25 protein-coding genes are annotated in these 22,187 nt (G+C 45.9%); 4 read left to right on the top strand and 21 right to left on the bottom strand.

Features of this window, described 5'->3' with window-relative positions; all coding sequences use genetic code 11:
• Positions 1-173: 173 nt before the first annotated feature.
• From L3D05_RS03520 to L3D05_RS03510, 3 genes are all read right to left on the bottom strand, one after another.
• Positions 174-884, bottom strand: coding sequence for a metallophosphoesterase family protein (locus L3D05_RS03520; RefSeq protein WP_239614598.1), 711 nt, complete (start codon positions 882-884; stop codon positions 174-176).
• Positions 881-1,372, bottom strand: coding sequence for a GNAT family N-acetyltransferase (locus tag L3D05_RS03515; protein ID WP_239614597.1), 492 nt, complete (start codon positions 1,370-1,372; stop codon positions 881-883). Before L3D05_RS03515 ends, L3D05_RS03520 begins: the two co-directional genes overlap by 4 nt.
• A gap of 150 nt (positions 1,373-1,522) precedes the next feature.
• Complete coding sequence (locus tag L3D05_RS03510) at positions 1,523-1,861, bottom strand: ArsR/SmtB family transcription factor (RefSeq protein WP_239614596.1); 339 nt, start codon at positions 1,859-1,861, stop codon at positions 1,523-1,525.
• Positions 1,862-1,969: 108 nt separating this feature from the next.
• Between L3D05_RS03510 and L3D05_RS03505 the strand changes: the two genes are divergently transcribed.
• Entirely contained in the window at positions 1,970-3,349 is a 1,380-nt protein-coding gene (locus L3D05_RS03505; protein WP_239614595.1) for an MFS transporter, read from the top strand.
• A gap of 26 nt (positions 3,350-3,375) precedes the next feature.
• Here L3D05_RS03505 and L3D05_RS03500 read toward each other — a convergent pair whose 3' ends face one another.
• On the bottom strand, positions 3,376-4,533 hold the full coding sequence (locus L3D05_RS03500; protein ID WP_239614594.1) for an MFS transporter: 1,158 nt from the start codon (positions 4,531-4,533) through the stop codon (positions 3,376-3,378).
• A gap of 164 nt (positions 4,534-4,697) precedes the next feature.
• Here L3D05_RS03500 and L3D05_RS03495 point away from each other — a divergent pair, with 164 nt between their 5' ends.
• Positions 4,698-5,042, top strand: a complete 345-nt coding sequence (locus L3D05_RS03495) for a winged helix-turn-helix transcriptional regulator (protein ID WP_239614593.1) — start codon at positions 4,698-4,700, stop codon at positions 5,040-5,042.
• Positions 5,043-5,113: 71 nt separating this feature from the next.
• Here L3D05_RS03495 and L3D05_RS03490 read toward each other — a convergent pair whose 3' ends face one another.
• From L3D05_RS03490 to L3D05_RS03415, 16 genes are all read right to left on the bottom strand, one after another.
• Positions 5,114-5,302 (bottom strand): hypothetical protein, encoded by a 189-nt coding sequence (locus L3D05_RS03490; RefSeq protein WP_239614592.1) that lies wholly within the window; start codon positions 5,300-5,302, stop codon positions 5,114-5,116.
• A gap of 2 nt (positions 5,303-5,304) precedes the next feature.
• Positions 5,305-6,096 carry a PhzF family phenazine biosynthesis protein gene (locus L3D05_RS03485; RefSeq protein ID WP_239614591.1) on the bottom strand — a complete coding sequence of 264 codons (792 nt, stop codon included), beginning with the start codon at positions 6,094-6,096 and terminating at the stop codon, positions 5,305-5,307.
• A gap of 88 nt (positions 6,097-6,184) precedes the next feature.
• Positions 6,185-7,120: a cysteine synthase A gene (cysK, locus tag L3D05_RS03480; protein WP_239614590.1), complete on the bottom strand. Its 936-nt coding sequence runs from the start codon at positions 7,118-7,120 to the stop codon at positions 6,185-6,187.
• Positions 7,121-7,216: 96 nt separating this feature from the next.
• Positions 7,217-8,491: a GNAT family N-acetyltransferase gene (locus tag L3D05_RS26645; protein WP_369417932.1), complete on the bottom strand. Its 1,275-nt coding sequence runs from the start codon at positions 8,489-8,491 to the stop codon at positions 7,217-7,219.
• Between the two features lie 178 nt (positions 8,492-8,669).
• Positions 8,670-9,803, bottom strand: a complete 1,134-nt coding sequence (locus L3D05_RS03470) for an NADH:flavin oxidoreductase (protein WP_239614589.1) — start codon at positions 9,801-9,803, stop codon at positions 8,670-8,672.
• Between the two features lie 98 nt (positions 9,804-9,901).
• A complete protein-coding gene (locus tag L3D05_RS03465; protein ID WP_239614588.1) occupies positions 9,902-10,213 on the bottom strand; it encodes an ArsR/SmtB family transcription factor in 312 nt (103 codons plus the stop codon).
• Positions 10,214-10,254: 41 nt separating this feature from the next.
• Positions 10,255-11,121, bottom strand: coding sequence for a DMT family transporter (locus tag L3D05_RS03460; protein WP_239614587.1), 867 nt, complete (start codon positions 11,119-11,121; stop codon positions 10,255-10,257).
• A gap of 11 nt (positions 11,122-11,132) precedes the next feature.
• A complete protein-coding gene (locus L3D05_RS03455; RefSeq protein WP_239614584.1) occupies positions 11,133-12,197 on the bottom strand; it encodes an alpha/beta hydrolase in 1,065 nt (354 codons plus the stop codon).
• 17 nt (positions 12,198-12,214) lie between these two features.
• A complete protein-coding gene (locus L3D05_RS03450; RefSeq protein WP_239614583.1) occupies positions 12,215-13,039 on the bottom strand; it encodes a VOC family protein in 825 nt (274 codons plus the stop codon).
• A 36-nt stretch (positions 13,040-13,075) separates the two neighbouring features.
• Positions 13,076-13,522: an aminoacyl-tRNA deacylase gene (locus tag L3D05_RS03445; protein ID WP_239614580.1), complete on the bottom strand. Its 447-nt coding sequence runs from the start codon at positions 13,520-13,522 to the stop codon at positions 13,076-13,078.
• A gap of 127 nt (positions 13,523-13,649) precedes the next feature.
• Entirely contained in the window at positions 13,650-14,006 is a 357-nt protein-coding gene (locus L3D05_RS03440; RefSeq protein WP_239614578.1) for a hypothetical protein, read from the bottom strand.
• A 1,120-nt stretch (positions 14,007-15,126) separates the two neighbouring features.
• A complete protein-coding gene (locus L3D05_RS03435) occupies positions 15,127-16,134 on the bottom strand; it encodes a phosphotransferase (RefSeq protein ID WP_239614577.1) in 1,008 nt (335 codons plus the stop codon).
• A gap of 1 nt (position 16,135) precedes the next feature.
• Entirely contained in the window at positions 16,136-17,410 is a 1,275-nt protein-coding gene (locus L3D05_RS03430; RefSeq protein WP_239614575.1) for a stalk domain-containing protein, read from the bottom strand.
• Between the two features lie 395 nt (positions 17,411-17,805).
• Positions 17,806-18,624: a VanW family protein gene (locus L3D05_RS03425; RefSeq protein WP_239614573.1), complete on the bottom strand. Its 819-nt coding sequence runs from the start codon at positions 18,622-18,624 to the stop codon at positions 17,806-17,808.
• The gene (locus tag L3D05_RS03420) at positions 18,621-19,235 is read right to left on the bottom strand and encodes a GNAT family N-acetyltransferase (protein ID WP_239614570.1); all 615 of its coding nucleotides are present in this window, start codon (positions 19,233-19,235) and stop codon (positions 18,621-18,623) included. Before L3D05_RS03420 ends, L3D05_RS03425 begins: the two co-directional genes overlap by 4 nt.
• A gap of 2 nt (positions 19,236-19,237) precedes the next feature.
• Complete coding sequence (locus L3D05_RS03415; protein ID WP_239614568.1) at positions 19,238-19,867, bottom strand: HD domain-containing protein; 630 nt, start codon at positions 19,865-19,867, stop codon at positions 19,238-19,240.
• A 142-nt stretch (positions 19,868-20,009) separates the two neighbouring features.
• Between L3D05_RS03415 and L3D05_RS03410 the strand changes: the two genes are divergently transcribed.
• The gene (locus tag L3D05_RS03410; RefSeq protein WP_239614567.1) at positions 20,010-20,684 is read left to right on the top strand and encodes a response regulator transcription factor; all 675 of its coding nucleotides are present in this window, start codon (positions 20,010-20,012) and stop codon (positions 20,682-20,684) included.
• On the top strand, positions 20,681-21,865 hold the full coding sequence (locus L3D05_RS03405; RefSeq protein WP_239614565.1) for a sensor histidine kinase: 1,185 nt from the start codon (positions 20,681-20,683) through the stop codon (positions 21,863-21,865). Before L3D05_RS03410 ends, L3D05_RS03405 begins: the two co-directional genes overlap by 4 nt.
• Here L3D05_RS03405 and L3D05_RS03400 read toward each other — a convergent pair.
• The gene (locus L3D05_RS03400) at positions 21,862-22,152 is read right to left on the bottom strand and encodes a helix-turn-helix transcriptional regulator (RefSeq protein ID WP_239614563.1); all 291 of its coding nucleotides are present in this window, start codon (positions 22,150-22,152) and stop codon (positions 21,862-21,864) included. The two genes, L3D05_RS03405 and L3D05_RS03400, sit on opposite strands and share 4 nt — an antisense overlap.
• Between the last annotated feature and the right edge of the window lie 35 nt (positions 22,153-22,187).

Genomic DNA, 22,187 nt, shown 5'->3' with positions numbered 1-22,187 from the left:
ACCATGGGATTTGAATCGTACTTTGGGTTATAAAAGCAAGAATCATAATGACTATGAAACCGACAATCAAGTACAAGCATCCCCTACCGAACGTTTCCATAAGCTTTACCTTCCTCTCCATACCTCGTTTATCACGATTATCAAGAAGGTGATCTTTGCAATAGCCCCATAGTCTAACTATTTTTTATCGTCTTCGTAGAATACTCGCCTTCTTCATAGATCAAGCAATTTAACTGCAGTCCGTACGCGCAGCCGCCGTCAATGCCGATCTTGTCTTCGTCAAACCAAACGTCCGAGGAATCGTGGATTTCCATGGCTCTTGTATGTCCGAAGATGACTTTCTTGGCAACCCTCGTCTTAGCTTTAATAAAATCGTTCTTAATGTACATGAAGTCGTATGCAGGCTGGTTTTTCCAATTCGCGTAATGCGGGTTCAACCCGGCATGGACGCAAATATGGTTGTCGTCCTCGTAATAATAAGGCAGCTCGTTCAGAAAAGCGATATGGTGTTCATAGTTAGACGATATGTGGTCTCTCGCATGTTGCAGCTTATCCTTATCGATGTCTTTGCCAATGAAATCGCAGTAGCTATGTAAGGTCTGGATGCCACCATGCTCCATGAACTTGGATTGGATGAGAGAATCGTTGGTGCGGATCAGATCTACCAATCTTTGATCGTGGTTTCCGCGCAAGGCAATTGCCCCGTCGTTATTCACTAAATCCATGACTCGGGCAACGACGTCTTTGCTCTTAGGTCCTCTGTCTACGTAATCCCCCAGCAAGACAAGCCGGTCGGTTGAACGATTGAAACCAACTTCCTCTAACATTCGGTTCAAAGGCTCGATGCAGCCATGTATGTCGCTAATCATTAAAGTCCTAGTCATAGAATCACCTGTCCTTCAACCTCGATCCTCATTTTGATTCCGGCGATCGTGCCGTGAGGAGTATCGTCAATTTGTCGAATATCGTAGGGAACAAACCCTAACTTATGATAAAACAATAGCGCGCGGGAGTTCGTGTTATGACACACGAGATGTACGGATTTGACTTGAAGCTCTTCCGCCGCTCTGTGAATCATCGTTTGAATCAAGAAGCCGGCTAACCCTGTTCCTCTGCTCGCAGGTCGAACGATCACGTTGCCGATCCAACATTGCTCACCGGAGATCACATCGTAGAGATTGCTATAGCCTACGACTTCCTCCGAATCCGTAATGACCGTCAAGGAGGTTCTCCCTGTCGCCGCTTCAGCTAGTTGCTCTGCGGTGAGAGGATAAATCCCTTTCGGATACATGTAAAATTGCTCTTCCTTGCTTTGCGGAAAAGAGGCGATCTGTTTGAAATCCGCGAAAGTTGCATCACGGTAATGAAACATGGCTGCCCCTCCTCTCTATTAACGTTATTAACAACCCTTTAATAATATTCAATGCCGATTTGAATTTCCCTCTTCCTTCCTATCACTTTTTGTCGGAACAAAACACGGAAGAAGATCGCGGAAGCAACCGCGATCTTCTTGGTATGTGAATTATTCGGATGTATGGGATGAGATAGGCTCTCCGTTGCGATCATATGCATCTAGGATGGATAACAACAATCCCGGAAATCTGGATTCCAGATCATCCTCGCGCAAGGTTAACATTCTCTGGGTGCCTTGTATTCGAACATTCAGAACGCCTGCTTCGCGAAGCGTTCGGGCATGATGGGACATCGTGGATTTCACGACGGGAACGTCGATATCGCCGCAGGAGCGCTCACCTAATCTGCGGATTTCCGATACGATGAACAGCCGAACAGGATCGCTTAAAGCATATAGAACGGAGGACAAATGGATGTCGTCTTTGTCCGGGTGAAATAAATTTTTCAACTTGCGGCCTCCTTTTGAAAGGTATTGATTGCATATTACCATATCTCATGCTATATTTCTATTGTTCGATAACAATCGAATAATGAAACATGGAAATGAGGGAACGATATGTCAGTCACTTTGCCTAAGAGCGTTCCGCTTACGGCAGATCATCAGCCCGCCATACGTGAAAATGCCTTGACTTATTTATTGGGGATATCCGTCGTGCTGGTTATTATGAATACGATGATGTTCAACTTAGCGCTGCCCGACGTCTCTCGCGCTTTCAGCTTGTCCGCAACTTCGACCTCTTGGATCGTCACGGGATATTCCATCGTATTCGCGATTTCATCCATTACGTATAGCCGACTATCCGATTTTGTTCCTATACGCAGGTTATTCATTATCGGCATTCTGTCAATCAGCCTTGCGGCCGTGGCAGGTTATTTCAGCGATAGCTTTCTATGGCTGCTCGTCGTTCGGATCGTTCAAGCTTCCGGCGCGGGATCCATTCCCGCATTATCCTTAATCTTGATCTCCCGTTACGTGCCTCTGGAAAGGCGCGGTAAGGCAATGGCAACGGTCATGTCGGCAGCATCCCTAGGTTTCGGACTCGGACCCGTCGTTGGCGGAGCGATTATCGAATATTGGGGCTGGCATTATTTGTTCGTCGTTACGGCAATCACGCTATTTCTGATCCCTCTCTACGCGAAACTCATTCCGAAGGAAAAGCCGACCAAAGGTTCTTTCGACTCATTGGGTGCTCTGTTAGCTGGCGTTGGAACGACAAGCTTGCTCTTATTTCTTACGAATCAAACTTGGATTGCGCTCGCATCGGGTGTCGTTGCTGTCCTCTTATTCATCATTAGAATCCGAACGGCTGCTCAACCGTTCGTTCAGCCCGCCTTATTCCGTAACCGTCAATACTTGTCTTTATCCGCAGTAGGAATAGCCGGGTATATATGCAGCTTCGCGACGTTATTTCTTATGCCTCAAATTTTAGTGAATCAATTCGGGCTTAACGCAATTGAAGCCGGATTCGTTATTTTCCCAGGGGCATTGTTAGCGATGCTCATCTCTCGTCGAGTCGGCCGGATCATCGACTTGCAGGGAAACCGTTCGTTCATTCGTTACATCCCTCTACTTGTGCTTGCTTCCGTCATATTATTCGCCTTATTTGCGAGTACGACTTATATTGCGATTATCTTCATCTATATGCTGTTAAGCGTTGGATTTACTATTCTAACAAGCAGCATTTCCAATGAGATGTCGCGGATTCTGCTACCGTCGCAGATCGGATCTGGACTCGGATTGTTCCAATTGCTTCAATTTTTCAGCGGAGCGTTCGGGGTTGCCATGACGGCTAGCGCTCTCGGGTGGCAAAAGCATTATTCTCTAGCGCACGCTTACGGCAATATTTATTGGGGGTTGGCGTTTATCGTCCTCGCCTCGATCGCCTGTGCTTATTCGTATCTTCGCTCCCCTTCCCGAGCTACGCAGTCCATATAGACCGTTTGACTAAAAGCCGCCATCGATCAGATGGCGGTTTCTCTTCGGCGCGATGCGGATACGATTGCCATAACCAAGCTGATCGCAGCGGCACCGCTTGCTACCCAAGGGTTATTCAAGACCGTCGAAGTCGCATCCACGGCCAATCCTCCTATTCCCGCTCCCGCAGCAACTCCAAGATGAAGTACCGAAGTATTTAATCCAAGTACAAGGTTAGAAGATTGTGGTGCTTGTTGGATGAAATACGTCTGAATAGCCGGAATGGTCATGGACATGGCGAAGATCCAGACGACGATCAAGCTTAACCCCACGGCAACGTAAGCCACGAATAGGGGAAGCAAGGCGAGGGAAATAGCCAGTATGGCCATTCCGCCACTCATCATGCGAACGGTCCCCCATTTATCCGCCCATATACCTCCCATTCGCGAGCCAATGACGCTAAAGATTCCTATCACAAGCATCATATAGCCGATTTCCGTTACATTGAGATGAAGTATCGACTCCATAAATGGCGTAACATAACTATTCATGGCCGAACTGCTCGTGCTGAAGAAAAAGGAAAACAATAGCCCCGTGACAATGACAGGATTACGAAGTACGGTGAACTGTTGTTTGAATGGAATCTGCACATCGCCTTCGATCTCAGATAAGAAACGTAGCATTAACAACATTACGATAAGAGCGGCAATCGCAAGCGCAGCAAAGACGACCTGCCAATTCATCCATTTCGTTACGGCAATTCCCAACGGTACGCCTAATACCATTGAGCAACTGACCCCAAGGACTACCGTGCCCACCGCTCTCCCGATTTGATCCGGAGGAACAAGTTTGGCGACTGAGCTGAAAGCGATTATCGTGAACACACCTGCACTCACGCCAACAATAACTCTGGAAAGCATTAACTGGGAGTATTCCGAGCTTCCGTAGGACGCCAGACAACCGACGATAAATAAGGCGAGTGATCCAATTAGAAGCTTCTTGCGCTCCATGCGAGCTGTAATTGCCACGACAACAGGCGCACCGATGGCGAACGCTAAAGAAAACACGGTCACTAATTGTCCGGCAAGAGCTATGGAGATTTGCAAATCGTCCGCGATCGGCTTTAGTATCCCGCCGACGATCAATTCGGAAGTCCCCACCACGAATGCTCCTAATGCAAGAAGGAACACGCTTCGTTTTTTCATAAATACCAGCCCTCTCTCCACTGCGAACGTTTGGATTAACATAAAAGATGCAGCTCTTGATTGACATTATATTTAGCTCACTCACATAATGTAAGAAGGCAAAACATTTTGACATTATCCAGTAATCAGGATTAACTATACTTTAGTAAGTGGGTGTAAATGAGATGACTATTCAGTTGGAACAAGAAGACAAATCATTCCCTCACATTTGTAATGCCTTAACCATTCTTGGCGCGAAGTGGGCGTTTCTTGTAATCGCCGAGCTTTCCAAAGGGACAACAAGATTTATGCAGCTTCAAAGAAACATTCAAATTATCAAAACGCAGTCTCTCACGGACACCCTTCGGTTGTTGGAGGAGACGGGAGTCGTTAGACGTGAAGTATTCCCTACCGTTCCCGTGAAGGTTGAATATTCATTAACGCAAAGCGGTATCGAGTTTCGAGAGGTACTAAAGGCAATGGATATATGGGCGATCAAGTGGGGAAAACCTTCGGGGAATCAGGAATAAAGCTCATTGAAAAAGAACCGTCATTCGCGCTCCTTATTAGCTGCGAATGGCGGTTCTTTTTACTATGGACATTAAACCTTCTTATCGATAATATGCTTGTTCTCTCGAATCTCTTTTCTCAACAATCTCATCTCGTCGATTAAGACATCCAATTTCTTGGAGGTATTGGAAGTATCGATAGCGTTCTTGATTACGAGAATTAAAATATAATAAGCCACCATAACTACGATTAACCCAAATAAAACCAATATAATCTCCATGGTTAGCCACGCTCCCCTATAAGCCGTCCTTTAAGCGTAGTAACGGCTTGTCCCGTCATGATAATCCTGTCTTCAACGATCTTCAGCTTTAACGTGCCTTGTCGGGTTGATAACTGTTGAGCGACCATCTCGGATTTATTCAGCTTGGCTTGCCAATAGGGACCGAGACAGCAGTGAGCAGAGCCCGTAACCGGATCTTCATTGACGCCGATTGCCGGGAAGAAACACCGGGATACGAAATCGATCCCCGGCCTGTCCGATTTACTTGTTACGAGAATCCCCCTAGTCTCGATAGATTGCAGAAGGTGATAATTCGGCTTCAACCGTCTAACGAGCTCCTCATTATCTACTTCTACAAGGTAATCGAAACGGTTTCTGCCGACGTATGTACAAGGAATACCCAACGCTTCGACCAATTTCTCCGGCACTTCGCATTCCTGTTCGATTTCCAGCGGGAACAGCAAGTTGATTCCATCTTCGCCTTTGGTTGCCGTCAACAATCCACTCTTAGTCATAAAAGAAAGCTCGCTGTCCAAGCTAAGCCCTTCCTCCCATAACACATGGGCGCTTGCAAGAGTCGCGTGTCCGCATAAGTCCACTTCAGCGCTAGGCGTAAACCATCTCAGCGAGTAGTCATTATCCCTTCTAATCAGGAATGCGGTTTCGGACAAGTTCATTTCGGCTGCGACGTTCTGCATCCAAACATCCGACTTCGCGGAATCAAGCAAACAGACTGCGGCTGGATTTCCTCTGAATGGCTCATCTGTAAAAGCATCAACGATGAATAAGTTCATTCCTGCTCAACTCCCGTTTGTAAGGTAAGTTTTCCGGCGAAATAAAAGTGCCCAGCGCCGTTATTAGGGAGCTGGGCATTGTTGTTGATTATGCTTCCGGGAACAGAGGAGTCGATAGGTAACGTTCGCCTGTATCCGGTAAGATGACTACGATATTCTTGCCTTTGTTCTCAGGTCTCTTGGCGATTTGTAATGCTGCGTAAGCTGCTGCCCCGGATGAAATCCCGACGAGCAATCCTTCCGTACCGGCTAATTTCCTAGCGGTCTCGAACGCTTCCTCGTTCTTGACTGGATAGATCTCGTCGACAACCGATGCATCGTAGTTATCAGGGACAAATCCGGCTCCGATCCCTTGAATCTTATGGACCCCTTTGTTCCCTCCCGAGAGTACGGGGGAATCGCTTGGCTCGACGGCGATGATTTTCACTGCGCTATTTTTCGCTTTCAAAGCTTGTCCTACGCCGGAGATCGTTCCACCCGATCCGACTCCGCTTACGAAGATGTCTACTTCACCGTCCGTATCTCTCCAGATTTCTTCAGCCGTCGTCGTTCTGTGAATGGCCGGGTTTGCGGGATTCTTGAACTGCTGCGGCACGTATGCGTTGGGTAACGATTCCGCTATCTCGTCCGCTTTCTGAATCGCTCCTGCCATCCCTTCGTTCGCAGGGGTCAGAACCAATTGAGCGCCAAGCGCGAGCAGTAGCTTCCGACGCTCCAGGCTGAAGCTCTCCGGTAACGTTATGATTAATTTGTAACCTAGCGCTGCGGCGGCGAACGCAAGTCCAACTCCCGTATTGCCGCTCGTCGGTTCTACAATGACTGTTTCCTTATTGATTATGCCTTTGTCTTCGGCATCTTTAATCATCGCAAAACCTATTCTGTCTTTGACGCTGCCAGCCGGGTTAAAGTATTCCAGCTTAGCTATGATGTTGGCTTCGGCTTCGTGTAGACTCATGAAGTTCGTTAGTTGTAGCAATGGCGTATTTCCGATGAGATCCGTCAGATTCTTCGCGATTTTAGACATGTGAACACTCCGCCTCCAGTAATTCCAACTTAGTAAGTCGGGTATGGTATCACTTTATCATTCATGGCGAAGGAATTCAACAAACGTGCGATCTCACTACCCATTCGGCACGTTTGCCCACGTGGGAGGTCGCTTCATGAAACGGTCTGAATCTTTAATAAAACCGTACTGTTCATACAATCCGTGAGCATCCAAAGTCCCCAACATTCCCATTAACGACTCATATTTCACGTCATTAACAATCGTTTCGATCAGTTTCTTCCCGAGGCTTTGTCCCTGATACTCCTCTAGAACGAACACATCGCATAAGTAAAACATCGTAGCTCCGTCCGTAACAATTCGCGCGAAACCAACCTGCTTCTCATGATGGTAAATGCCGTAACAATCCGAGGCTTCGATCGCTCTCAGAGTGCGTTCGGGTTCCCTCTTGTTCGCCCAATAACTCCTGGCTAAATAATCGAGAACGACTTGTTTGTCGATCTTGCTTTTATCGTTCGAGATGACATAATCCTTGTCCTGAACTTCACTCTTCACCCGTCCGCCTTCCCGCACTAGCCATTCACCAGTTTCCCAATCCGTAAGCTCCTTTGAAGTAGGCTTGTAATATAAATCAAAACGAAAAACAACCTCATCCTCCCATGGAGACTGAACTACAACGGATCGGAATATGTCCGACAATCCTGGAATGGCAAATCCGATAGGCTCTGGGAAAATACTTTCTAACTCTTCCTTGGTTATATTGGTTTCGAGAGCAAATTGGAAAATAGGCTTATCCGTATACGTATCGTAGACGATCTCGAACTTTGGTGTTCTTTTTACATTAAAATTGGAAATCTCAGTGTCATACTCCTTGTCGTCCGCCGGAATAATAAAAGGCCATTGTTGCCCAGGGTACCGATAGAGGTTGCATATGCCTGAAAGCCGAGACATAAATTCGTCCCAAACGGATTGCTCTGTCGTTGCTGCAGGGACGTTTACGCCTGTATGGTCGATTCCGATAATTCTGCCTTTCAGCTGTTCGTAGAGATAAGAGATCGTATTTGCTCTAGCAGTAGAATTCATCTTGATTGTTGTACTGCTCTCGGCGTTCAACAAGGATTGATCGTTGTTGGCTGAAGCATCATTCGTGATCTCGATGTTCCCTAGCTTTAATTGAATGCTCACTTCGGTCTCCAGAAGAATGGTAGGAGATGGACTTAATCCCACTAGAAACCCAGTACTAGGCATCGCAGTGTCTGAAAATGAAGGAACAATCACGTTAGATTGAGCCGTAGGCACATCTGAAATCAATCGATTGAAGAAGCTGTTCCATTCGTATTCCTTCTCGTTCGTGTTCGGAAATACAAAGGTAATTTTACGCAGACGGGTCATCGCATACCATCCTCCACATTCCTCATTTACCGAATTTTTCTAATTAATTCCATCGATATATTTTCGACAAATTACCTTTCGTTTCCTTCAATAACTATCCCTTAAATTGCAGAAATCAAAACTTGTTGCCTTAGCTTAGCATGAAAAAAGGAGCCAGATGAAGGGCTCCTTTTCTTTCTTAATATAATGTTTTTAACGCTTCCCCATCGTACGGGACAAGCTTATCGAACTGGCCTTCACGCACTTTACTGGCCCAGGCAGGATCCACTAATAAAGCGCGTCCGACGGCGACGAGATCGAATTCCTCATCATCCAGCCGTTCCAGCAATTCGTTAAGATCTGCTAAACCTGCACCTTTGCCCTGAAACGCTCCAAGGAATTCCTCATCGAGTCCGACCGAACCAACCGTAATCGTAGGCTTGCCTGACAGCTTCTTCACCCATCCGGCATAGTTCAACTTCGAACCCTCGAATTCAGGCTCCCAGAAGCGACGAGTCGAGCAATGGAAAATATCGACGCCAGCTTCAACAAGCGGCTCCAAAAATTGTTTCAACTCTTCAGGCGTTGAAGCAAGCTTTGCTTCATATTGAGCCGTTTTCCATTGCGACATCCGCAGAATAATCGGAAAGTCCGGTCCTACCGCAAGGCGGCACGCTTTAACGATTTCCGCGGCAAAGCGCGTACGCGCAATCATGCTGCCTCCATATTCATCTGTGCGTTGATTGGTTCTTTCCCAGAAAAACTGATCTATCAAGTATCCGTGCGCCCCATGGATCTCGATTCCGTCAAATCCAATTCTTTTGGCATCTGCCGCCGCTTGAGCGAAAGCCCGAATAACCTGGTCTATATCCTCTTTCGTCATCGGCTCGTTTAATTGATCGCCTTTAAGCGTACGGCCGGACGGTCCAATGGATGGAGCTTCCGGATGCGGCAACGAGCCGTTGCGGCGCGTCATACCGACATGCCACAGCTGCGGAACGATTCGACCTCCCGCTTCATGAACGGCTGCTACGACATTAGCCCATCCTTCAAGAGCTTTCTCGCCATGGAAGTTAGGAACGTTAGGATCTCCCGTTGCCGCAGGATGATCGATTAATGTTCCTTCCGTCACGATCAAGCCGACCCCATTCTCCGCCCGACGTCTATAATAGGCGGCTACATCCGGTCCGGGAACACCGTCCGGCGAGAAGCTTCGGGTCATCGGGGCCATTACGATGCGATTAGACAGCTCCAGCTTTCCTAATGTGAATGGCTTAAAAAGAGAATCCACCGAATGTAATTTCGATTGTTGAGTTGTGTTTGTTTTGTCCACTTTATTCCCTCCAATGGGTTCATGTCTCTATTGTATATCTAGTTATATATATATTTAGATATACATATTGCAAGAAATTAGCTTGAAAGTATATCAAGCTATATCTCCTCGAGGAGTCGCTGCTTAAATTGCTGAATGCCGGTTTCGTGGCGACGATAATAAGTCCATTGGCAATGGCGCCTGGACTCAAGCAGGCCTGACTTCTGCATTTTGACCAAGTAACCGGAGATGACCGACTGGGCTAGACCGGCTTTATCGGCGATGGCTCCGACGCAGATGCCGCCGTGAAAGTCGCAATCGCTCGGCATATGGCTCTGAGGTCCGAAATGCGTTTCCGGATCCTTCAGCCATTCCAAGATTTTGAATCTCGTCTCATTGGACAGTGCTTTAATAATCGATAAAGTATCCATGGTTAGAGTATATCTACTTTTATAGAAATGTAAATACCCTATTATTGCGCCAGTAAAATAATACCGCCCGTTATCAACACCGAGGCGACGATGCGGCTTCCTCCCTGTCGTTCATGAAGAATAAAGATTCCCATCAACGTGCCGAACACGGTTCCAATCTCCCGCATCGGAGCTAGCTGCGAGACAGGCATGAATTCCAGAGCCTTCAAGAACAGAATATATCCTCCGGGAGCAATCAATCCCCCAAGTAGGATGGTCTTCCAATTCACTTTCCATTCCTGGCGAATGGCTTGCGACTTCATCGTTACATAAGTCAATGCCAGCATGTTGCCAATGTTAGTCGCCTCATTAAGCGTAAACGCCGGGATGTATTGCAAGGTGACTTTGTCCACTATGGTATAGGAAGTAATCATAATCCCCACTAATACGGCTAATAAGATAGACTTGTCGACAATTTTACGAAAACCCTTATTTTTGCGGTCTCCGACAATCACGATTCCACTGACGATGAACAATATGCCAATCCATCCTAGCCAATGAACGGTTTCGTTAAGCAGAAGTACGCCGAAGATAGGCACAAGCAAAGGAGTTGTTCCTCTCATGATCGGATACACCTGCGACATGTCCCCTATTGTATAGGACTTGGCAAGCAAGAGCACGTATGCGCCATGAAGAAGTATACTAGCTAGGATAAGGAAGTAGCCAGATGTTGGCACTTGTTCTATCGTAGGGATTTCGAAGATAACAACGGGGAGAAAAATGAGAATAGCCGCCCATTGGCAGAACCAGAGAAACACGTTTTTATTGACGCTTTTCTTCGTGAACAGGTTCCAGAGGGAATGGAATAACCCGGATAGAATAACGAGAATGATTGCTAAATAGTCCAGTTGGATCACCTTTCTGCCCATTCGGAGAACGATTAGTTCCTTGCGAGAACACCATCAAGGAATTTGATTGTCTCTTCTACAATAATCGGGTAACTCATAATGCTATTATGGTTAGCCCCTGGTACGTATACGGTATGTTTATCTCCAGCCCACTGCTTTAGCAATGATTCGGATCGCTCGGGAATCACCGTTGTGTCTTGCTCTGCAATAAAGCTCAGAACAGGCGCGGAGATGGCAGGCGCTAATCGATAGGAATCAAAATGCGTATTCGAAAGTACCTGAGGGTACATCGGAAGCATGTCATGAACGACACGGCTCATGCTATCGTAAGGCGAGATGAGAATAACGGCTTTCGCTGCCCGATTGCTGGCCAAATAAGTGGCAACACCCGAGCCTAAACTTCTTCCTGCGATAATGATTTGCCCGTTGTCTACGTGTTCGTTCTGCACGAGAGTATCATAGAACGTTAAACTATCCTCTTTAATCTTGAATTCACTTGGAGTTCCTTCGCTAAGGCCATATCCCCTATAGTTGACGAACGCAATATTTAATCCCGTTAATTGTGTTAAAAAAATAGGAGGCACATTATCGTTATTACCTGCGAAGTAGATCATTAACGGTGCTTTATCCTCTATGGCGTTTCGGATGATCCAGCCTTTTAATGCGATCTGGTCGTTCGTTTCGATCGATATCTCCTCGACATTCTGGAATACGTTCTTTACGTATTCTCTTCCGTTCTCGCTTAATTTGGGCTGCATGAAAATAACCCGCTCATGCGCAAGGTAGATTGTACTTTCGAATAATAATAGTCCGACAACTAGGGTTACTCCTATTGTCATGACTAAGCTTCTTCTTGAATGTCTCTTACGTGCTTTCACCAATAACCATGTGGCAGATCCGAGCAGCAGTAGGATGAATGAAACAAATGGCCATTGGATTGGAAATCCTGTCGAATGCTGAAGATTCCTGACGGTTGGCCATAATAGGGCAAAAATAACCCCAACGACACCGAAAAGAACGGAAGCTACGGTTGGCCACCCTCCTGCTCTCTTGCTCGTTATCGGTTTATTTTCCAAGGGGAGATTGTGCATAATCATGTTCGCTTTTACTCCTATCACATACTGCTTATGTTCAAACGATTGCCATCTAGATCATAGAAATGAAAACTAACCATCCCTCGCGTAAGAAAACCGCCAATCTCCGAAGTATCGATGCGGCTGTTGATCAAATAGCGATGATAGTTAAAAAAATCCTCCCGCTCCTTGACCCAGCAACTAAGACGAACGGGACCGTCCACCTTGCCTGAAGCGGCTTCTTCGGAAAGCTGCTCAAGCACCCACAGAGAATGTCCTTCCGGTTGATGATTTAACTTTAATTTCATGATGACATAACCGTGCTCACGATAATCCGCGTCTACTTCCATCCCCAGATGATGGTTGTACCATTCTACCGATTTATCTAGATCCCGAACTCCAATCCGGTTCCAGGATGGGAAGAATCCGTCTGAATCGACGCTGCTGTCTTCCTGTGCGGTTAGTCGAATGCCTTCGTTGGTAGCCCAGAAATCAAAATAATGCGTAAGTCCGGGTCCGCTATGTATGTCTGTTACGCGAATACCGCTATTCTGATAATTGCGATGCAGCTCTTTAAGGTTTCGAACTCTCCAGCACAAGCGAACATTCGGATCGATCGTTCCGCGTTCCGTATAGTGATGAGGCAACCGTTCATTCGAAAGGCTTGAAACCAGCCATGTTCCCCAGTTCATTTGAGTCATTTTGCCGTGCGTGCATCTGGGGTCTGGTTTCCATAACTCCTGTCGTTGAACATCCCAGCCTAAGTGCTTCTGAAACCAACTAACCGCCGCGTCGTGATTATCCCATAACACATCAATAAATGAACCGTCGAAATATAGTGTTGGAACGGAGGGATTTTTCGTCATGCGTGTTAACTCCTCGCGATTAATTTGTATATTTGGCTAACGAACAAAAGCGACAACCTGATTTAATTTCTCTACTTCAACAGGGCTGATCTTCAGCGTTGAGTTGTGTATTCCCGTTCCACCATAAATATAGGCGTATCTATGCAGTTGTCGGTCTATGATTGTCGGTAGATTGTGCCCGATTAAAGGGACGTTCCCTATTGTGCAACCCGTTATTTGTTCTACTTCCTTGGGTTTGGCTAATTTGAGTTCATTGCAGTTCAATATCATCATCAGGTTCTCGAAGTCTATCCGTCCATAGTCCCCCGAGATAATGATCGCATAGTAGCTGTCTTCCGATTTGAGAATTAACGTTGGGGCCGTTTGACCGATTTCAATTCCGAAATAATCTGCTCCATCCTGTGCGGATTGAATGGAAACTTCGTGCTGGATGATCTCGTGGTCGACTTTATGTTCGTTCAGAAAAGAGATGAGATTTTTCATAGACTTCTCCCTAATATGATTTTTCTAACTTCTACATGCCTTTCTTTAGAGGGTGTAATAATATTCATGACTTTGCTCCTCTCTTTCAAGATTTCGCATTACTTTCTTGTAGTCACGTATTAAAATCCTAAAATCCTTCTGTTCCCCATAAAACCGATATTTCCGGTTTTGTTTTAATGATCAAGTCCTTCAATTCCTGATCTTCATGGAATAAAAAACGGAGAAATTCAAGTCCGTTTCTCTTCTCAATCTCTAATCCCTTAATGTTTCGGAGATCCAAATCGACTATAGTTTTGTCGTTTTTGTCCTTCCAAATAAATGTGGCAGAATGGCATCCTGGCTCTAATTCAAAATAGATAATACCATTCGCTCTTTCTAACATGTAAGTTAGGTGGTTATAAAAAAACGGAGAGTCCGGATCTAATAAATGGGGTTCTGTTTCAAACAAATCAATAAATTCACACTCTTCTGGAAATGGTTTCACACCATCACTTCTTTTCTTTAATAATTCCATAATGTAATTGCAGTTATTAATCGAATTCTAACTTCTATACTCTGTTCGGTCCAAGGACCAACGGCAAGTAACACGAATAATGTGTTATATGAATCCAGTCGCTTCACCGAAAAACAATCAAAATGCTGATTAGATTAGTTCTAATCACTGTAAATTCACAACTCTATTAAAATATACGTATGTATTTTTATTTAGGTCATATAAATACACACTAGTGGGATAAGATTCACTTTCTGGATTATCAGATAATACTAAAGTAGTTGGAGTTAAAGAATAGAGGACATACAAATGCCTCTCTTTAATATCAGCCGGTGTGGGAGATAATACATACTTCCAATGCCTTTTGCTTATCCCCAATAAATAGCTATTTGACTTCATGAGTAAGTAAGAGAATATTAAGAAAACAAAGATGCAACTTATCATATTGCTGATCCATATATTTTTATCTCTGTTTGTATCAACTGAGAAGTACACATCATGAAGCATTATAGAATAAACAAATATATTCAAAAGAAAAACTGTAAAGAACACTTTATTTAACGTCTTTTCTGAAATCTTAAAATTCCATTCTTTATTCTTTCTGTTAATGAATTTCATCAAGCAAAGAATTACTATATACAAAATCCCGATAAAATATATAAAATATATTGTCTCTATAGCATCAGATGTATGCTTCAACCACCTTAATTCAATAATTTTCTGATATAATGCAGCGAAGTAAATTCCATATAAAATGAAAACAAATATAAGAAAAACAATTAAAAAAGTATTCTGCAAAGACTTTTGATGTTTCGGCATAAATACTCTATCAAACTTGTTCGTCGTGAAGGTTTTGAATACAAAGGATATTGCATAAATAATAGATGTGCTAAGTAGGATTTTTAGTAATACTTCCATGATGAACATCCCCCTGAATACTTTGGTATCGGCTGATTTCACGTATCAATATACTCGCGATCTTCAATATTTCTCCCACTAACCTTCGAGAAATTACCCAACATTTCCTTTTATGGATATCTAAAGTTCAAATAAAGAAAAGACGCATTCGCTCAAATCGAGTCGAATACGTCTTTCCTTATCTTCCGATATTTTACGTCGTTAAATAACGAGAACAAAGCTGAGACAACTCACTCTCGATCCGCTCTAGCTCAGACAATCCATCGTGTACGGATCGACTTTGCTCAAGAAGAACCTTCTGATCGTCCACTCCATCCCAATAACGGCCAAGGAAATGCAGGAATACGTCTAAGTTTCTCAGTCTTACGAGTGAAGGAATCGCTTCGATCTCGGAGCGATCTAATCGCAATTGTTCCCCTACGCCTTGTAGATATCGTTCTATCTTCGCCATGACATCATTGCTATTAAGAAAGCCCGATATCATAACGGCTATCTCCATTACCCGCAAATCCCGTGTACAGAACTCAAAATCTAGAATGGCAGCAAGTCGGTTGCTGTCTGCGCTAGCGACAAGTGAATTCGAGTGGTTAATATCGCCATGAATGAGTTGATGCGGCAACGTTCGGAATTGGGGCAAGAGTGCTCGGAAACTCAGTATCGCTGAACTGATAGCTTGCAAATCTTCGGCTACTTCGATGAATTCGACAGGCGGCGCAGAACAGAAAGCAGTAACTCGTTCGGATGTACATAACGGATGAGATGAATCCATCTCATAGTACGGCGGATATAAAGGCAGACTCACGACCTTTACGTTCGCAAGAGCTTTGCTCAATTGTCCCGTAACTACCCCGAATGCATATCCGATGCCTAAGCTTCCTTCATCCGGACGTTGCCCCTCTATATACGTGAACAAGCACGCGAGTCTCCCGCTTCCATCCTCTAGCCTAACTATTGTGCCGCCATCCAAGCATCGAACGGGCATCGGAACCTGGAAAGGCAATGGCTGTTCATTCAGCACTAGCAAAATCTCGTGCTCATAACGGATTTTAGCTTCATCCTGGTGAGTCTCATAGATCCGTAGTACCCATCGAGCTTCTTCCGTTTCGACGAACCTTGTCGTGTTGTTCCAACCCGATAATCCTTCCGTGATCGTCCAACGTCCATGCTTAAAGTACTTCCGCAAAACTTGATCAAACGACAACTTACTTTCCTACTTTCTCAACGACGTTATCGATAGCTGTTGCAAAGTCATTTCCGTAAAATGTTAGCCTCCAGAAGGAAGCTCCTTTTAATCCATAGCGCTTGGCAAGACCGAGTTTATCGTCAACCGTCCCCGTCGTCTCGCTCCATAGGCTAATACCGAGAATGATTTGATTGGCCGGCACTCCCGCTTGCAGCATTTGAGTGATGGCCTCCTCCACTTTGGCATAGGGTTCGGGCGTATGGTCTGGCGTTCCCTTAGGATTATAGTCATATGCCATGACGACGAGATCATCGGCCAATTTGCTCAATGTTTTGTAATCGTAACCTTTGAACGAGCTATTCGGAGGCGGAACGGCCAAGCTAAGCTTAACCCCTACTGCTTCCAGCTTCTTGTCGATCGCTTGTACGTAATCATTAAGAAGCTTCTGCTGACCTAAAGGATCAAGACGCAAACCGAGACCTTCGAAATCAAGCAACACACCGCCAAAACCATGATCAGACGCTAAGCTTACAATCTTGTCGATTGAGCTATTCCTTAACGACTCATCGCTAAGCATTTTCGTCAACTCGCCTTTACCATCCACAGCGTAAACCATGAGATAAGGCTTAGCCCCATTTGCGACGGCATCGCTCACAAGCGATTCCGGTGTCGTCTCACCTGCCGCTGCGGGCCAATAGTAGTCTTTTCCTTCTAGGGTAAGCCCGCCATTCTCGTCTATTCTTGCCCATCCGAATGCAACGGAATCCATCGATTGGATTCTCTCGCGCTGAGCGAACGAGCCCATGGCGTAGAAGGCACGAAGATGCATCGCTTTTTTCGCGGATGTGATTGATACGGTATTCGTCTGTTGGCTCCAACCGACCTTAGCGCCGAATTGCGTGCCGAAGAAGTTAAGAGGAATGAACACCTGCTGATTCATCATAAGAGGAGCGGTTAGTAAGGCTACAGATTGCCCGTCCACGACAGCTGTTTTTTGACCTAATTGAAGGCTGACATTTTTCTCCGCACCATTAATCACTCCACTTGCTAGCACCGTCTTTGTCTTACTGTCCCAAGTGACTTTGATGCCAAGTGCTTTTGCCAACGACCGAAAAGGAACCATCGTAACGTTATTCTTAATGATAGGCGATACTCCCATAGATAACGGAACATCATCCAGCACGATTTTTATTTCAGTAGTGTTCGCCATCGCCGATGAAGAACCTAGCGTAGAGCTTCCCAAGATACATAGACTCGCAATTACGGCTGCTACCGATTTCTCCCAAGGTTTCATAGGCTAATCTCCCATTTCATTTGCTAGAATAGGAGAATTATAACAGAACTTACCCGAATGCCGTAACCGCCCCTGGGACTATTTCGATTTGTTTCGTTGAGTTTGGCTCTTCCGATAGATACAAGGTTTCAGACTAGCGGCACGCGGTGCCGTTATTCCGATACAAAGCTGCGATTGTTCCATGATAGAGGTACCCGGTGCCGCTATTCGAGCAAAGTTACAATGAAATGTCCGATTATGTTCGAAATAACAGCACGCGGTGCCGTTCGTCAGCAAATACGGCGATAAAGCTTACTCAATAGCGGCAAACCGTGCCGTTACATAAAAAAACTGCCCGTAAAATGATTTACGGAGCAGCCTCGCTTGTCTGTGATCAATCTAATATGCTATTGAATCTAGCCCTCGCCCTCGCTCAACAGCGGCGAATACATCATCAGAGAGTGGTTCTCCGTAATTTCCTCTTCCCGCAGCCAATCTCCATCGAGAGCATAGACGTCCCGATAGAGTGCATTATGCCGAACATATCCGCCCCAAGGTTCTGAGGTAATTGCATGCCCCCTCTCCTTCACCTCGTAACGATAACGAGAAGGCTGATCGGCTTGCCAGCTACCAAGCAAATATTCGCCATCCAACTGCAGCTGCAAACGATAAGTCACGGAAGTACGATTCGTAATTCGCAAATCCCGGTAATTGTAAGAACAAGTAGCCCCGCTTCCGAACGGTTGGGTACGTCCTGCATCCGGGAACACGTCATAACTATGACGGTGGCGTTCGGTGACCGTCAGCTCCGTATGCAGCGTCATCCAATAGATTAGATTGGACAGTTGGCACAAACCGCCCGCAACGCCCGTTCTAACTTCGCCGCAGAATAGGATCATGCCGTCGACGTAACCTTTACGCCGGGTAGGTTTGCCAAGCAAGCGCCAATAGGAGAAAGTCTCGCCAGGTCGAAGCACAATCCCGTTAAGGCGAGGAACGGCGACTTTAAGGTTGATGATTTTGTTGTGCTGCAACCACATTTCCGTATTTGCAAGCTTCCTGAGAAGAGGCGTTCGGTGGTGCTTCACGTTGTATGGCAAATCAGAAGCACTTTTCAATCGGGCAAACTTAACGTTACCGAACATCCACTCCATATACCTTCGCGACGTGTACGCCCATTTGCCGATCCGAAGTCGCAGCGGAGATCGAGCAATGGGACGGAGCTCGGGCATCATTGCGTATCCTCTCCCTCTCCGTTTACCAGCGTAGGATCTGGAACGACTACCTGTTGCTTACGTTCGCCTCTTAACGTTTTCCAATCCGATTTCAGCATACCCATTTGAATCACGTCCAGGTATCGGCCTTGCTTATACAGCTTTTCCCGTAATCGGCCTTCCTGTATGAATCCGCAGTTCAAGTAACATCGAATGGCACGTTCGTTGAAGTCGTATACCTCGAGCTCCAATCGGTTCAAATTCATATCGAGAAAAGCGAAATCAATAAGCAATCTCATGGCTTCCGTACCGAATCCACGACCGAAATTGTCCGTTGATCCAATAACGATCCCTATTTTGCCAACCCGGTTTTTCCAATCGATGGAATCCAAGTTCACTTGCCCGATATAAGCTTCCGTCGCTGGATCCGCGATGACGAAACCTCTGCTATCCGAACTGCCGTCTAGCATCGATTCCAAGTAAGCTTCGGTAGACTCAAGCGCTTGCGGATACAGAAAAATGTCCGACAATTGATGTACGATATCCGGATCGTTCACCCATTGGCGCATCCAAGGCAGATCATCTTTGCGATATTCCCGTAGCATGACTAGTTTACCTTGAAGTCGTGGCATATTCAGACCTCCTTGGCGGTAGGATCGTCAAACAGAATACCCATATCAATCGATCTCTGAATAATCTCTTGCGCGAATTTCCATAGCGTATCCGAAGTTTCTCTCACGGGGTCCAGCCTCTTAAGCACCTGCGACCTCACGATTCCGTTTTTCTTCCAGCTTACTCCGCCTGTATAATGGTTATGAATGACAGGTTGCAAGCGATCGAGCGCCGCAGCGTATTTCGCTTCTCGAGTAGTTCCGTCCTCGAATTCGCGCCACAAAGTCATCCATTCTCCCTTCACGTCGTCGGGAAGCATTCCGAACAATCTTGCGGCCGCCGCCTGCTCGCGTTCTTCTTTATCTAAATAACCTTGCGAATCATAAGCGAACGTATCGCCGGCATCGATCTCCACTAGATCGTGAAGAAGCAGCATGCGGATAATTCGATTGAGATCAAGCGAAGGTTCATTCGCGTGTTCCAGTAGTACGACGGCCATGAGAGATACATGCCAACTGTGCTCTGCCGTATTTTCCAGACGGCTCTTGTCGATAAGGAATGTTTTACGAAGTACGGTTTTAAGTTTATCGATTTCCACCAAAAATGAAATTTGTTTGGTCAGTCGTTCATTATCGATCCAAAGGTCTGTCATCGGTAGTGTCCCTCCATCCATTCTGTCCACTTATTGTAACATGGTTGGATTGCCCGTTCATATTCCGTTCATAAACCTGTTGCATGATAGGATCAATGACAATACGGAATGAACAGTATCCAGAAGAAAAGAGCTGACGAACATGACAAAAATTCTCGTCGTCGACGATGATCCGCACATCAGAGAGCTGGTAAAAGTTTTCCTCCAACAAGAGGGATTAGAAGTACTGGAAGCGACGAACGGCGTGCATGCCCTTCAATTGCTGGAAACGACCACCGCGGATCTCGTCATCTTGGATATTATGATGCCGCAGATGGACGGTTGGGAATTGTGCCGGGAACTGCGCGAGCACTATGAATTGCCTTTACTCATGCTGACCGCCAAAGGAGAAACCGCGCAGAAGCTTAAAGGCTTCCAACTAGGGACGGACGATTATATGGTGAAACCGTTCGAGCCGGTCGAGCTCGTAGCCCGCGTCAAAGCTCTGTTGAAACGATATCGAATCTCCGTCTCCCAGAACGTGACTATCGGAAGCTTGCAGCTCAATCGGCAAACCTTCACCCTGCTTGCGGACGATCAATCGATTACGATTCCTCTGAAGGAATTCGAACTATTATTTAAGCTGGCCAGCTATCCCGGCAAAACCTTCTCTAGAGAGCAACTGATCGAGCAAATCTGGGGTTATGATTACGAAGGGGACGAACGTACCGTCGACGTTCATATTAAACGGCTGAGGGAGCGATTTCCAGACGGACAATTCGGGTTTCGGATAACGACGATTCGGGGCTTAGGTTATCGCTTGGAGGTAACGTCATGAGGCGAGGAAATAGAAATCACCGTCATGAGGGTCGGCACCACATAAACCATTTCAGGCATGCCATTCGAGAAAGCAAAGTCAATCGCCAACGCATGAAGGAATTAAGCAAACAATTCAGACCGCCCAAAAAGTTTATTTTTCTCTTTATCCTATTTATTCATGCCGCGCTTGCCTCAAGCTGGGGAATTGCTTACTTATTGATGGGATTATTCTATCGAACTTGGTTTCCCCAATTCGAGCATATCGTACTCCGTCAGTATTTAACGGTCGTGTTGGCCGTTTCGATTATCTTCGTGACCATGAACCTTGTTCGTATATTTTTCGCCCCGGTTCGTCGTCAGATGGATTGGTTTCTGGAAATGATTAATGCCATGAAAGAGTTGTCCAAAGGAAATTTCAACGTGAAACTGGATATGTCACCTAGGTTCATGGGGCAATTCGGGCCGTTAGTTACGGGATTTAACGAGATGGTGTCCGATCTCAACCAGATGGAGGAAATGCGCCAAGAGTTCATATCCAACGTCTCGCACGAGATCCAGTCTCCCCTTACGTCCATTGCCGGCTTCGCTCAAGCGCTGCAACGCGATGACTTATCGCCCGAGACGCGCAAGCACTACTTGAGTATTATCGAGACGGAAAGCAAGCGCTTATCTAGAATGAGCGACAATCTGCTTAAGCTGACCTCTCTGGAATCCAACCAACATCCTTTCGAAGCGAAAAGATATCGTTTAGATCGACAGATCCGTCATCTTATTCTGAGCTGCGAGCCGCAATGGCAGAGCAAGCGCATTGAAATGGAAGTCGAATTGCCCGAGCTGACGGTCAGCGCGGACGAAGATTTAATGAGTCAGGTATGGATCAACCTCATTCACAATAGCATTAAATTTACGCCGGAAGGCGGAACGATTCAAATCAAGCTGGCTCAGAGGAATAACCGCATACAGTTCGAGATCGTGGACACAGGTAACGGGATTTCCGCAGAGTCCCTCCCTCATCTCTTCGAGAGGTTCTATAAAGAAGACAAGTCGCGCGATCGAGAAGGTGGCGGTAGCGGGTTGGGATTATCAATCGTTAAAAAGATCGTGGAAATGCACGGAGGAGAAGTGTACGCAAGCAATCATAAGGAATGGGGGGCAATGTTCACCGTTCTATTGCCAATTAAAGAAGCTTCCTCCGTCTAGGATGGAAGCTTCTGTATGAGGTATCGCAAAAATAAGGCTTGCATCTCCCGCATTGTGTTCGTCCTCGTTTTACCGGTTAAACACCTCAGATACACCTCAAGTTCATGCTCGGCTATCTGCATCACCTTCATGATTTCCCTGTCCTCTAATCCGAACAGCATATATAAACGCATGACTTCCTTTTCGCCCTGCGTAAATCCATATCTTTCTCCGAACCGTTCATGCCACTTCCCCGATTCCGTTTCCTCTCCCTTCGCGATCTGCCATTCCATCGTTTGGTTGGACACTTGATTGAACACCTCTCCATGCCATTGAAGTTGGG

Origin of the sequence: Cohnella mopanensis (assembly GCF_022352055.1) — a bacterium.
Taxonomy (GTDB): Bacteria; Bacillota; Bacilli; order Paenibacillales; family Paenibacillaceae; genus Cohnella; species Cohnella mopanensis.
The sequence above is the reverse complement of the archived record's forward strand: the minus strand, read 5'-3'. Positions and strand labels throughout refer to the sequence as shown.